Annotated in this window: 11 protein-coding genes and 1 pseudogene; all 12 read left to right on the top strand. The window is 46.8% G+C overall.

What is annotated here, in order from left to right; all coding sequences use genetic code 11:
* The first annotated feature begins 197 nt into the window (after nucleotides 1–197).
* Entirely contained in the window at nucleotides 198–1,664 is a 1,467-nt protein-coding gene (locus B9J84_RS02050; protein ID WP_017045739.1) for a sigma-54 dependent transcriptional regulator, read from the top strand.
* Nucleotides 1,665–1,793: 129 nt separating this feature from the next.
* Nucleotides 1,794–2,852, top strand: coding sequence for a PAS domain-containing sensor histidine kinase (locus B9J84_RS02045; RefSeq protein WP_013856306.1), 1,059 nt, complete (start codon nucleotides 1,794–1,796; stop codon nucleotides 2,850–2,852).
* The gene (locus B9J84_RS02040) at nucleotides 2,852–4,261 is read left to right on the top strand and encodes a sigma-54 dependent transcriptional regulator (RefSeq protein WP_026028065.1); all 1,410 of its coding nucleotides are present in this window, start codon (nucleotides 2,852–2,854) and stop codon (nucleotides 4,259–4,261) included. Before B9J84_RS02045 ends, B9J84_RS02040 begins: the two co-directional genes overlap by 1 nt.
* Before the next feature lie 84 nt (nucleotides 4,262–4,345).
* On the top strand, nucleotides 4,346–4,657 hold the full coding sequence (gene fliE, locus B9J84_RS02035) for a flagellar hook-basal body complex protein FliE (protein ID WP_026028064.1): 312 nt from the start codon (nucleotides 4,346–4,348) through the stop codon (nucleotides 4,655–4,657).
* A 14-nt stretch (nucleotides 4,658–4,671) separates the two neighbouring features.
* Nucleotides 4,672–6,414, top strand: coding sequence for a flagellar basal-body MS-ring/collar protein FliF (fliF, locus tag B9J84_RS02030; protein WP_013856309.1), 1,743 nt, complete (start codon nucleotides 4,672–4,674; stop codon nucleotides 6,412–6,414).
* On the top strand, nucleotides 6,407–7,456 hold the full coding sequence (gene fliG, locus B9J84_RS02025; protein WP_013856310.1) for a flagellar motor switch protein FliG: 1,050 nt from the start codon (nucleotides 6,407–6,409) through the stop codon (nucleotides 7,454–7,456). Before fliF ends, fliG begins: the two co-directional genes overlap by 8 nt.
* Before the next feature lie 30 nt (nucleotides 7,457–7,486).
* The gene (gene fliH, locus B9J84_RS02020; RefSeq protein ID WP_094123423.1) at nucleotides 7,487–8,290 is read left to right on the top strand and encodes a flagellar assembly protein FliH; all 804 of its coding nucleotides are present in this window, start codon (nucleotides 7,487–7,489) and stop codon (nucleotides 8,288–8,290) included.
* Entirely contained in the window at nucleotides 8,290–9,612 is a 1,323-nt protein-coding gene (gene fliI / locus B9J84_RS02015) for a flagellar protein export ATPase FliI (protein ID WP_013856312.1), read from the top strand. Before fliH ends, fliI begins: the two co-directional genes overlap by 1 nt.
* 3 nt (nucleotides 9,613–9,615) lie before the next feature.
* Entirely contained in the window at nucleotides 9,616–10,068 is a 453-nt protein-coding gene (fliJ, locus tag B9J84_RS02010) for a flagellar export protein FliJ (RefSeq protein WP_013856313.1), read from the top strand.
* A gap of 172 nt (nucleotides 10,069–10,240) precedes the next feature.
* On the top strand, nucleotides 10,241–12,292 hold the full coding sequence (locus B9J84_RS02005; protein WP_094123422.1) for a flagellar hook-length control protein FliK: 2,052 nt from the start codon (nucleotides 10,241–10,243) through the stop codon (nucleotides 12,290–12,292).
* A 33-nt stretch (nucleotides 12,293–12,325) separates the two neighbouring features.
* Complete coding sequence (gene fliL, locus B9J84_RS02000) at nucleotides 12,326–12,826, top strand: flagellar basal body-associated protein FliL (RefSeq protein ID WP_094123421.1); 501 nt, start codon at nucleotides 12,326–12,328, stop codon at nucleotides 12,824–12,826.
* Nucleotides 12,827–12,833: 7 nt separating this feature from the next.
* Nucleotides 12,834–13,330 (top strand): annotated as a pseudogene (locus tag B9J84_RS01995) (flagellar motor switch protein FliM); the annotation flags it as partial.

Raw genomic sequence — 13,330 nt, 5'->3', positions numbered from 1 at the left:
CACCAGCTCATTGCTTGGTTGCCTTATTTTTTTTATTCCATAGAATAGAAGCCATTACTAGCCTAATGGCTTTTTTTGTTGCTGAATTCCACAAATTGTCTATCGTTTAATCAAGTGATTATAGAAAAACAAAACTGAATAACGATTTTCAGAAGTGCGGCCACAATTTCTCTGATTTAAGGCAAATATTCTCACCTATGCAAGGTTTAGCAAAACTGCTTGTGATAGAAGACGATCCGCAGATCCGTCTCAATCTAAGTAACATTTTAGAATTTGTTGGAGAGCACTGCGAGGCGATCGAGTCATCCCAAATCAAGGATATTGATTGTTCAAGATTGTGGGGGGGCTGCATTATTGGATCGCTAAAAAGTGAGCAGTTAACTGATGAGATAGCTCAGTGGTTGACTAAGGCCAATTATATTCCACTTCTAATGGCAAACAAGCAGCCATATTCATTGGAAGAATTTACTCAATACGTCGGTGAACTTGAGTCACCTCTTAATTACCCTCAACTGAGTGACGCATTACGACATTGCAAAGAATTTTTAGGACGCAAAGGCGTGCAAGTTCCCTCTACATCGCGTAAGAATACCTTATTTCGTAGCCTTGTAGGCCAAAGTCATGGTATCCAAGAAGTTCGCCATTTGATTGAGCAAGTCTCAGGCACAGAAGCTAATGTGTTGATCTTAGGTGAATCTGGAACGGGCAAAGAAGTGGTTGCGCGTAACATCCATTATCATTCTGCACGCCGCAACGGTCCGTTTGTGCCGATTAACTGTGGTGCGATTCCGGCTGATTTACTTGAAAGTGAATTATTTGGTCATGAAAAAGGGGCGTTTACCGGAGCGATAACCGCGCGTAAAGGTCGTTTTGAGCTTGCCGAAGGCGGTACTTTATTTCTCGATGAGATCGGTGATATGCCGATGTCGATGCAGGTAAAGTTGTTGCGTGTGTTACAAGAACGCTGCTTTGAACGTGTGGGCGGTAACACCACCATTAAAGTGAATGTGCGTGTGGTGTCAGCGACTCACCGCAATTTAGAAAACATGATTGATGATGAATCATTTCGTGAAGATCTTTACTATCGACTCAATGTTTTCCCAATTGAAATGCCAGCGCTAAAAGATCGCAAAGACGACATCCCATTGCTGTTACAAGAACTCATGACACGTATGGAAGCGGAAGGTGGACAGCCATTTTGTTTTACCCCGCGAGCAGTCAATTCGTTAATGGAACACAATTGGCCGGGCAATGTTCGTGAGCTAGCGAATTTAGTTGAGCGGATGATCATTCTCTATCCAAATAGTCTCGTCGACGTCAATCATTTACCAACTAAATACCGCTATAGTGATATTCCAGAATTCCAACCAGAGCACAGCTCCTATGGCTCAGTTGAAGACCAAGAACGTGATGTGCTGGCGGGTATTTTCTCTGAAAACTTCAGTTTTGAAGACGTCGAAGAGATGCACGAAAATCTCAACGCACCGCAGTCATTGCCTCCTGAAGGCGTGAATTTGAAAGAGCTATTGGCGGACTTGGAAGTCAATATGATCAACCAAGCCCTTGAAGCTCAAGGCGGAGTGGTAGCGCGTGCCGCTGATATGCTGGGTATGCGCCGTACGACCTTGGTTGAAAAAATGCGTAAATACAATATGCAACGGTGATTCAAAAACAGCATGGGTAAAGTTTAGTCAATATATTGGCAATGGATTAATTCTTTGATTTTAAAGAAAAATAGCCTGGCATGTATTTTGCGTGTTAGGCTATTGTTGTTTTATAGGTAGAATTTCGACATGCAGTCTCCTGACACACCCATTAATCAATCTCACTTAGATTCTGTAGAGGATCAAGTTGAGCGCTATAAACAGGTTCTTGATGTGATGCCTGCTGGCGTCATTTTGCTCGATACTCAAGGCGTAGTCAGAGAGGCTAACCCTGAAGCTCAGCGGTTATTGCAAGTCCCATTGGCGGGTGAAAAATGGTATTCCGTCATTCAAAGTGCTTTTGCGCCGAGAGAAGATGATGGGCATGAAATCTCGCTGCGCAATGGTCGTAAAGTGAGATTAGCCATTTCAGCATCAGCAACAGGCCAATTGATATTAATCACCGATTTAACCGAAACTCGGTTACTTCAATCACGCATCAGTGATTTACAGCGCTTATCCTCACTCGGTCGAATGGTGGCGTCTTTGGCACACCAAGTTCGCACACCGTTATCCAGTGCCATGCTCTATGCCTCAAATTTAGGTGCGCCTAACTTGCCAAACGCTACAAGAGAGCGTTTTCAGTCTAAGCTGATGGATAGGCTTCATGATCTTGAAAAACAAGTCAATGATATGTTGTTGTTTGCCAAAGGTGGTGACAATAAAGTCATTCAGCCGTTTACAGTGACAGACTTGGTCAGCGAATTTGTTCCCATGGTGGAAACGGCATTAAAAAATAGCGCAATTGATTATCATCAGGAAGTGGAACAAGAAGGGACAGTGGTGTTAGGCAATGCAAATGCCATTGCCTCTGCACTGAGTAACTTAGTGATGAACGCAATACAAATTGCGGGTAAGGCGTCGCAAATTGATGTCTTTTTTCGCCCGGTAAATGGTGAGCTGAAAATCTCGGTACAAGACAGTGGCCCGGGAGTCCCTGCTGCGCTGCAAAGTAAAATTATGGAACCGTTTTTTACCACTCGCTCACAAGGAACGGGGTTAGGGTTAGCGGTGGTACAAATGGTCTGCCGCGCCCATGATGGGCGATTGGAATTAATTTCAGAAGAAGGGGAGGGTGCTTGCTTTACTATGTGCATTCCACTCGAGCGTCATGCCCCTTCTTCACCAACAGAGACTGGAGAAGGATGATGGCTCAAAGCAAAGTCTTAATCGTTGAAGATGATGAAGGTCTACGCGAAGCGTTAGTCGATACTTTGGCGCTGGCCGGTTATGAATGGCTGGAAGCTGATTGCGCCGAAGATGCACTGATTAAACTCAAAGCACATCCTGTTGATATTGTTGTCTCTGACGTTCAAATGGCTGGCATGGGTGGCCTTGCACTGCTGCGCAACATCAAACAGCATTGGCCCAATTTACCCGTGTTGCTGATGACGGCGTACGCCAATATTGAAGATGCTGTCTCGGCGATGAAAGAGGGCGCCATTGATTACATGGCAAAACCCTTTGCCCCCGAAGTGCTGCTCAACATGGTTAGCCGTTACGCGCCAGTGAAATCGGATGATAACGGTGATGCGGTTGTTGCCGATGAGAAAAGCCTGCGCTTATTGTCACTTGCCGACAAAGTGGCAAAAACCGATGCTAACGTCATGATTTTGGGCCCAAGTGGCTCAGGAAAAGAGGTCATGTCTCGTTACATTCATAACTCATCTCCGCGTAAAGATGGGCCATTTGTGGCGATCAACTGCGCCGCCATTCCAGACAACATGCTCGAAGCCACCTTATTTGGTTATGAAAAAGGGGCATTTACAGGAGCGGTACAAGCTTGTCCGGGCAAATTTGAACAAGCACAAGGTGGGACCATTTTACTCGATGAGATCAGCGAGATGGATCTGAACCTACAAGCAAAACTGCTGCGCGTACTCCAAGAGCGTGAAGTGGAACGCTTGGGGGGGCGTAAAAGCATTAAGCTTGATGTCCGAGTATTAGCGACCAGCAACCGCGACCTAAAGCAGTATGTGCAGGAAGGCAATTTCCGTGATGATTTATATTATCGCCTCAACGTCTTCCCAATCTCATGGCCAGCGCTACGTGACCGCAAAGGGGATATTGAACCGCTGGCTCACCACCTTGTAGAGCGTCACTGCACTAAACTTGGTTTACCTGTGCCTCGTATCGCGCCGCAAGCCATTAACAAGTTGCTTAGTTACGCTTGGCCGGGCAACGTCCGTGAACTTGATAACGTCGTGCAACGCGCGCTGATCTTGAGTGAGCAAGGAGACATTGCAAGTGAACATATCTTGTTGGAAGGGGTTGATTGGCAAGATGCTAGTAGCCTGCAACAAGTCGTAGAGCGCAGCGATATTGCCACACCAGAGATTAAGCCTGTAGCACAAGCCGAAGTGAACAAGCTGTTTAATAACAATGGCGCTGCATTGGGTGATGAGCTGAGAGATCAAGAGTACACCATTATCATGGATACTTTAGTCGAGTGCCAAGGCCGCCGTAAAGAGATGGCAGATAAGCTCGGAATTAGCCCTAGGACACTGCGTTACAAATTAGCAAAAATGCGTGATGCAGGAATTGATATCCCGAATTAACCCCAAAGTGGGTGATGGCATATAAATTGCTGCATCACAGAAAGAAGCAGCACAGCAGTCAAAGATTTGGCGTTAGAGGTAGCAATGAGACTTGATGGTTTAAACAGCGAAATGCAAACAATGATGTTGGAAGCAACCAATGCTCGTCCTACGGCAACTGGACAAAGTGTGAGTGCTGATTTTGGCGACATGCTTTCCAAAGCCATTAATAACGTGAACAGTTTGCAAAAGACCTCAGGTAATTTACAAACCCGCTTTGATCGGGGAGATGAAAATGTCTCACTATCGGATGTGATGATTGCTCGTAATAAGTCGAGTGTAGCCTTTGAAGCGACGATTCAAGTTCGAAATAAACTTGTCGACGCCTACAAAGAACTCATGAATATGCCCGTATAAATTAGGTAGCCGCCGTGGCAGAAGATAAGCAAACAACCGATCTTACCGTGACCAGTGGTTCTGACCACGCTTTAATGGCGAGCTCAGATCTAGACATGGACACGCAAAACCCAGATCTTGAAGAGAAGAGTTCATCCAAAAGTGATTTTGCGATGGGCGACTTGGACTTGTTGCGCCAGGTGGTGTTAGTCCTCTCTATTTCCATCTGTGTGGCACTGATTGTCATGTTGTTCTTTTGGGTTCGAGAACCTGAAATGCGCCCGCTTGGCGCTTATGAAACCGAAGAACTTATTCCTGTCCTCGATTATCTTGATCAGCAGAAACTGACCTACAAATTAGATGGTAATACTATCTTAGTGCCATCCAGTGAATACAACAGCTTAAAACTCAACCTCGTCCGTGCAGGGTTAAATCAAAACAAGCAAGCGGGCGATGAAATCTTGATGCAAGACATGGGCTTTGGTGTTTCTCAGCGCCTTGAGCAAGAGCGCCTTAAACTTAGCCGTGAACGTCAGCTTGCCAAAGCGATTGAAGAGATGAAGCTCGTCAACAAAGCTCGTGTGTTATTGGCACTGCCTAAGCAAAGCGTATTTGTTCGTCATAACCAAGATGCTTCTGCCTCCGTATTTCTTACCTTGCGAACTGGCGCTAACCTCAAACAAGAAGAGGTCGACTCTATTGTCGATATGGTCGCCAGTGCCGTGCCAGGGATGAAACCCAATCGAATTACCGTGACTGATCAACATGGTCGGCTGCTCAGCTCAGGCTCTCAAGATCCTGTGTCGTCAGCCCGTCGTAAAGAACAAGAACTTGAACGCAAGCAAGAAGAGGCTCTGCGTGACAAAATTGATTCGGTATTAATCCCAATTCTAGGCTTTGGTAATTACACCGCCCAAGTGGATATCCAACTGGATTTCAGTGCCATTGAACAAACGCGTAAACGCTTTGACCCGAATACGCCAGCGACACGCAGCGAATATACGCTTGAAGACTATAACAACGGCAATGTGGTGGCTGGCGTTCCAGGTGCATTAAGTAATCAGCCACCTGCGGATGCTTCGATCCCACAAGACGTCGCGCAGATGAAAGATGGCTCGGTACTTGGGCAAGGTTCGGTCCATAAAGAAGCCACGCGCAATTTTGAACTCGATACCACCATCAGTCATGAACGTAAACAATCGGGTGTGGTGAATCGTCAAACCGTTGCGGTGGCGATTAAAAACCGACCATCGGTTAACCCAGAGACTGGCGAAGTCACCTATACTCCCTTGAGCGAAAGTGAAATTAGCGCCGTGCGACAAGTATTGATTGGGACGGTTGGCTTTGATGAAAACCGTGGCGATTTGTTGAATGTCTTGAGCATGCAATTTGCCGTGCCTGAAGTTGAGTCAATGGTTGATGTCCCTATTTGGGAGCATCCAAACTTCAATGATTGGGTACGCTGGTTTGCTAGTGCCTTGGTTATTGTGGTTGTGGTGCTGGTGCTGGTTCGCCCTGCGCTGAAAAAACTGCTCAACCCTGCTGCGGATGATGATGATCCAATGTACGGACCTGATGGTTTACCGATTGGTGCTGATGGTGAAACCAGTTTAATTGGCAGTGGTATTGACGGCGGTGATCTCTTTGAGTTTGGTTCCGGTATTGATTTGCCAAACTTACACAAGGATGAGGATGTACTGAAAGCGGTGCGTGCTCTAGTGGCCAATGAGCCTGAACTAGCGGCTCAAGTAGTGAAGAATTGGATGCAAAATGCCTGATAATAAAAATAAGAGTGGAACAGAAGTGACAGAATCATCGGTTGATATTTCAACAATTTCTGGTGATGAAAAAGCGGCTATTTTGTTGTTGAGCTTAAACGAAGAGGACGCCGCTGGCATCATCCGCCATCTTGAACCTAAGCAGGTACAACGAGTCGGTAGCGCGATGGCGAAGGCGAAAGAGCTTAGCCAAGAGAAAGTGGGCGCGGTGCATCGTGCTTTCCTCGAAGATATTCAGAAATACACCAATATCGGTATGGGCAGCGAAGACTTTATGCGTAACGCGCTTATCGCTGCATTAGGTGCCGATAAAGCCAATAACTTGGTCGATCAAATTTTGCTTGGCACGGGTTCAAAAGGGTTGGATTCATTGAAATGGATGGACCCACGACAAGTGGCGAGCATCATTGTTAATGAACACCCACAAATCCAAACCATTGTTTTATCGTATTTAGAACCGGATCAATCGGCTGAAATTTTGGCACAGTTTGCTGAACGTGACCGTTTAGACTTATTGATGCGCATTGCCAACCTTGAAGAAGTACAACCTTCGGCATTGGCTGAGTTGAATGAAATCATGGAGAAACAATTTGCCGGTCAAGCGGGCGCGCAAGCGGCGAAAATTGGTGGCTTGAAAGCCGCGGCTGATATCATGAACTACCTCGATAACAATATCGAAGGCATCCTCATGGATCAGATGCGTGAGCAAGATGAAGACATGGCAACGCAGATCCAAGATCTGATGTTCGTGTTCGAAAACTTAGTCGAAGTGGACGACCAAGGCATTCAAAAATTGCTGCGTGATGTACCGCAAGATGTACTGCAAAAAGCACTTAAAGGTGCTGATGACGCATTGCGTGAGAAGATCTTCAAAAACATGTCAAAACGTGCAGCTGAGATGATGAAAGATGATCTGGAAGCCATGCCTCCGATTAAAGTATCAGATGTCGAAGCGGCGCAAAAAGAGATTCTGGCGATTGCACGTCGTATGGCCGACAGTGGCGAAATTATGCTGTCTGGCGGCGCAGACGAATTCTTATAATCTAACCCTGACTCAACAATAGGTAGCATTATGTCTGGAGAAAGAAAACGCGGCTTTTTACGTTTAGATGCAGACGCTAATATTGAACAAGCCAAAAAGTGGGGGTTGCCGGACTACGGCGCAGAGATCAATAAAAAAGCCAAAGAAACGGCAATGAACTATGACCCCGGTTGGATGCCAAGTTTTGATGAGCCTGTGGTCGAAGAGCCGCTGCAACTCAGCGAAGAAGAGATTGGCCAGATCAAACAAGGGGCTTATCAAGAAGGTTTGCACCAAGGCCAAGAAGCCGGATTCAAACAAGGTTATGAAAAAGGCAAAGAAGAAGGGCTGATTGCAGGACACCAAGAAGGTGTTGAGCAAGGCAAAACCGAGGGTGTCGCTGAAGGGCAAGCCCTCATCCAGCAGCAGGTTGATATTTTCGTTGGTCTTGCCAATCAATTTGCTCAACCGCTAGAGTTGATGAATGCCCAAGTCGAAAAACAGCTGGTCGATATGGTTTTAACCTTGGTCAAAGAAGTCGTTCACGTTGAGGTACAAACCAATCCGCAAGTGATCTTAGATACCGTCAAATCGTCGGTTGAATCCCTGCCTGTATCTGGTCATGCCATCACATTAAAACTCCATCCAGAAGATGTTGAAGTGATTCATTCTGCTTATGGCGAAAAAGAGCTGGATTTCCGAAACTGGACATTGGTCAAAGAACCGGCATTAAATCGCGGTGACGTCCAGATTGAAGCAGGTGAATCGAGTGTGAATTATCGAATGGAAGATCGCATTCGTAGCGTGTTGAAAAGTTTTTGTGGCACCAATCGTCACCAACAAGGTGATCAATAGTGTTGTCTCTTGCCGATCGCCTTAGTCAATATAAAACCGAAGGGTTAACCTGCCGCCCAATGGCATCTGGCAAACTGGTCCGTGTGGTTGGTTTAACCCTTGAGGCTACCGGTTGTAAAGCCCCTATTGGTAGCTTATGTAAAGTAGAAACCATGTCCGGAGAAATGGAAGCGGAAGTGGTTGGCTTTTCTGGCGATAACCTCTATCTGATGCCCAGCGAACAGATAACAGGCGTACTGCCCGGAGCTAAAGTTACCCCAATGACAGGGGACGCTGGCCTACCAGTCGGGATGGAGCTGCTTGGACGGGTGATTGATGGTGTCGGTAATCCACTCGATGGGCTGGGGCCTATTTATACCGAAAAGCGCGCATCGTTTAATGCTGACCCCATCAATCCATTAGCTCGCAAACCCATAACAGAACCTCTGGACGTTGGCCTAAAAGCGATCAACGGTTTACTGACGGTGGGTAAAGGGCAGCGGATTGGTTTATTTGCTGGTTCTGGTGTCGGTAAGTCGGTAACGCTTGGCATGATGACTCGTGGCACAACCGCTCAAGTGGTGGTGGTGGGGCTGATTGGTGAGCGTGGCCGCGAAGTAAAAGAGTTTATAGAAGAGATTTTAGGCGTTGATGGACGTCAACGTTCAGTTGTAGTAGCCGCGCCTGCGGACTCCTCTCCGCTGATGCGTTTAAAAGGCTGTCAAACCGCTTTAGCGATTGCGGAATACTTTCGTGATCAAGGGTTAGATGTATTGCTACTAATGGACTCGTTGACTCGTTTTGCCCAAGCGCAACGTGAAATTGCGTTATCTGTGGGTGAGCCGCCAGCCACAAAAGGTTATCCGCCATCGGTGTTTGCTAAACTGCCCGCCTTGGTTGAACGAGCGGGAAATGGCGGTCCTCACCAAGGATCGATTACCGCTTTCTTTACCGTGCTCACCGAGGGGGATGATCTACAAGACCCGATCGCTGATGCATCGCGAGCCATTCTTGATGGTCACATTGTTTTATCACGTGAAATGGCTGATGCCGGACATTACCCAGCGATTGATGTAGAGAAATCGGTCAGTCGTGTTATGCCACAAATCACCACCGATGAACATCTGTTGATGTCGAAAGCGGTGCGTCAAATACTCTCCATCTGCCGGAAAAATCAAGATCTCGTCTCTATCGGTGCTTACAAGCCGGGGACGGACCCTGCGATTGACAGTGCATTTACGCTAAAACCTAGGCTGGATGAATATTTGCAGCAAGGGATGAAGGATTCGGTTCCTTACGACATGTGCGTCAATATGCTCAAGCACGTTTTGCAAGTGGGGTAATCGATGGATAACGCACTCGAGTTTCTGCTTGATCAAGCCAAAGACAAAGAAGAAAAAGCCGTGATGGCGTTATCTAAATCGCGTGATGAGCTAGAGAGTTATTACAAGCAGTTGGCGCAGATTGAGCAATATCGTCTTGATTATTGTCAGCAGCTTATGGAGCGCGGCATGTCAGGTTTGACGGCGAGCCAATATGGACACTTAAACCGATTTCTTACCCAGTTAGATGAAACTCTTGTCAAACAAAGAGATGCAGAACAACACTTCAAAAATCAGGTAGATAACTGCCAAGAGCATTGGATGGAAGTGAGAAAACAGCGACGCTCTTACGAATGGCTCATTGAAAAAAAACAGATAGAAGCGCAACGTCTGCAAGATAAACGAGAGCAGAAGCAGATGGATGAGTTTTCTACACTGCTCTTTAGTCGGCAACGTTCTAATCAACACAAGTTTTAAGCAACATAAGTTTTAATCAAAATAAGTTTTAAGTCACTGACGCCTCAAGTCGTCAACGTGTCCAATAAGATGGGTGTCATACTTTTTTATCGATATTGAAGGCTTGGCTCATTTCTTGCTTCTGACTAATCACGGAGTTCATTAGGTTAATCCACTGCGCCATCGTCAAAAAATGATGAAACATGGCTTACTGGCCAATAATGAATCCGCGTCATCCTCTGTTTTTAGTGCGAGCATCATGGATATGAATGTAAATATTACAACACCATCCGACACCTCTAAAATGGCCAGCGTGAGTAAAGCAGGCTCTGATGCGGTGAGTGAAGGTTCTGAATCTCAAGGTTTTTTTGAAAAACTGACCGCCCTCATTATGGGTCGTAGCACTGAATCTTCGGCAGAAACTGACTTTAAGGCGTTGGATGAGGGAGCTGTGCTCACCGATGACGTGGCAGCCCAAAGTAGCGATGCCTTGTTAGATAAAGAACTTGGTGAGGCATTGAGTGAAGAGGCCGATGTTGATACCGCGCAAACAAAATCACCCCCTTCAGCAGAGGTTGATGACCCCGCTCTTCAGCTGAAAACAGCACAGGTTATGAGCGATGGCGATGAAATCCTTGGCCGTTTAAATAGCGCCAATCAAGCACTTGCTGACCAAAACGGCAAAACCTTGCCACAAAACACTCATCCGGTAGACGTGCAAATCGACGACAACGCAGGTGACTCCTCGGATCAAGTGGAGCAAAAAGCGCCAGCGGCTGCGCAAATATCAGTACAGGATGCATTCGCTAAACCCACTACTGAACCAGTAGCACCGGCGTCAGTGAATGAGCAAGCTCCATTATCTGATCAGCACATCACGGAACAAGATGCAGAGCGTGTGCTGCCTATTCAGCAGGGCAAAGAGCGTTTGATGGCTGCGGAAGGTCCACCTACGGCATCAAGCTTAAATGCAGAGACTGAAGAGAATGGTGAACTCATCCTGCCGGAATCAGTCCGAAAATTCATTCAGCCGCCTCAAGATACAAAGTCAGTGCAAGTAAGCGCTTTGTCGAAAGCGATAGAAGATGAGGCCATTTTACTTGCCACAACTGAAGTTGGCGATACAACAGTTAACGCGGTGGCAAAAAGTGACAACGCCATCCCCATAGAGCCATCACCTTTGGTTGAAGCGCAAGCACTTGATTCACAATTGACGACAAATTTAGCAGAGGGCAAGCTGCCACTTTCCCCATCCCTATCGGCGAATACACCTCAAACCGATTCGGAAAATGATCTGCAAGGGCTGCCCACAGAGGCGTTATTGACTACCGCTGCCATTCCTTGGGCGAACACAGTTATTGCCGAAGGGCAAGCATTACCTCTAGATGTGGCACAAAGTGAAACGGTCCTCAAGGGTAAAAATACGCCGGTTTCATTAGCCCATTCTGTTCAGCAAGCCTTAGCTCAGCAACAATCTCAAACCATGCAGGCTGCCGTGGCGGCAGACAAAGCCGCACTAGCATCGTCACCTCTTGTGACAGCAAGCAATGAGTTATCCAATGTACAAATACAACAGTTAGCGAATGCGGCCGCGATACCAGCTGCAACCCATGCAGAATTGCCACTCAACCCCGCGCTATTCAAAGCCGGATTAGGCGCGAAAGCGTTATCGGGTGTGAATGATGCAGGGTCGGCTCAAGAGCAAAAAGAGGGCACATTAGCGCAGCAGCTTTCGAGTGCTTTGGGGCAACATGGTTTGAACGCGACGCAGAGCCGTGCTGACAACTTGCAAGCCGCGCAACAGCCTCCTTTGTTGCTTAACCGAGAAATGGCCAGTGAGCAAATGGCGGAACGGCTGCAAATGATGATGTCGAAAAACCTTAAACATGTCGATATTCGCTTAGATCCACCGGAATTGGGGCGTTTACAAATTCGTATGAATATGAATGGTGATCATACGACGGTTCATTTTACGGTCGCTAACCATCAAGCACGTGATGTGATTGAACAATCTATGCCAAGGCTACGAGAAATGTTGGCACAACAAGGTGTGCAGTTGGGTGAGACCTCTGTCCAACAACAGAGCGCTGGTCAGCAACAAGCGCGCTACACTGCCGACGGGGATGCTCAATCTGGTCAATTGGCGCGCAACGGAAGCTATTTAGACGAAGAAAACCTTGATACAGACGTCAAACTTGATTTGAATGTCGCATCAAAGCGTGATGGAATCAGTTATTACGCTTAAACTAATATTAAAAATAACGACATAGAGAACATTATGGCCGATGAAGAGTTAGGCGCGGAAGCCCCCAAAGGGAAGAAAAAACTGCTGATTATCATTATTGCTGCCGTAGTGTTACTGCTTGGTGGTGGTGGTGCAGCTTTCTTTTTGATGAGCGGAGATGAGGCTGAAGCCACGAGTGAGCAAGCCCCCGCAGCGCAGCAAGCTTTGCCAACGGATCCTGTGGCTTACGTTAATATTGCACAGCCGTTTGTGTTTAACGTCACGGGTGATAAGAAAGATCGTTTGGTGCAAATCAAAGTGCAGTTGATGGTGCGAGGTTCTGAAAATGAAAGCCTTGCACGTTACCATTCACCTTTAGTGGAAAGCTCTTTACTGGCCACTTTTGCGTCTGCCACTGTGGAACAGCTTCGTAGCCCTACCGGGCGAATTGAGCTGAGAGATAAGGCGACCGATGACATTAAAGCGGCACTCACTAAAGCGGTTGGGCAACCTGTGATCGAAAAAGTGTTGTTTACCGATTTTGTAATGCAGTAGGTGAGAAGTGACTGATTTATTAAGCCAAGACGAAATTGATGCCCTGCTTCATGGTGTAGACAGTGTTGATGAGGCGGAAGACGATGACGATGTTGCCGATAAGTCGGCGATTAACTTTGACTTCTCTTCACAAGACCGTATTGTCCGTGGGCGCATGCCTACGCTGGAGCTTATCAACGAACGTTTTGCTCGTCACATGCGTATTAGTTTGTTCAACATGCTGCGTAAAACGGCTGAAGTGTCGATCAACGGCGTACAGATGATGAAGTTTGGTGAATACCAAAATACGCTTTATGTTCCGACTAGTTTGAACATGGTGCGTTTTCGTCCGTTAAAAGGGACAGCGTTGGTCACGATGGAAGCGCGTTTAGTCTTCATTTTGGTGGAAAACTTTTTTGGTGGCGATGGACGTTTCCACGCTCGAATTGAAGGGCGCGAATTTACGCCAACAGAACGACGTGTCATTCAATTACTGTTAAAAATTGTTTTCGGTGACTACAAAGA

It is taken from the genome of Vibrio sp. V03_P4A6T147 (assembly GCF_002241085.1).
Lineage (GTDB): Bacteria > Pseudomonadota > Gammaproteobacteria > Enterobacterales > Vibrionaceae > Vibrio > Vibrio anguillarum.
The sequence above is the reverse complement of the archived record's forward strand: the minus strand, read 5'-3'. Positions and strand labels throughout refer to the sequence as shown.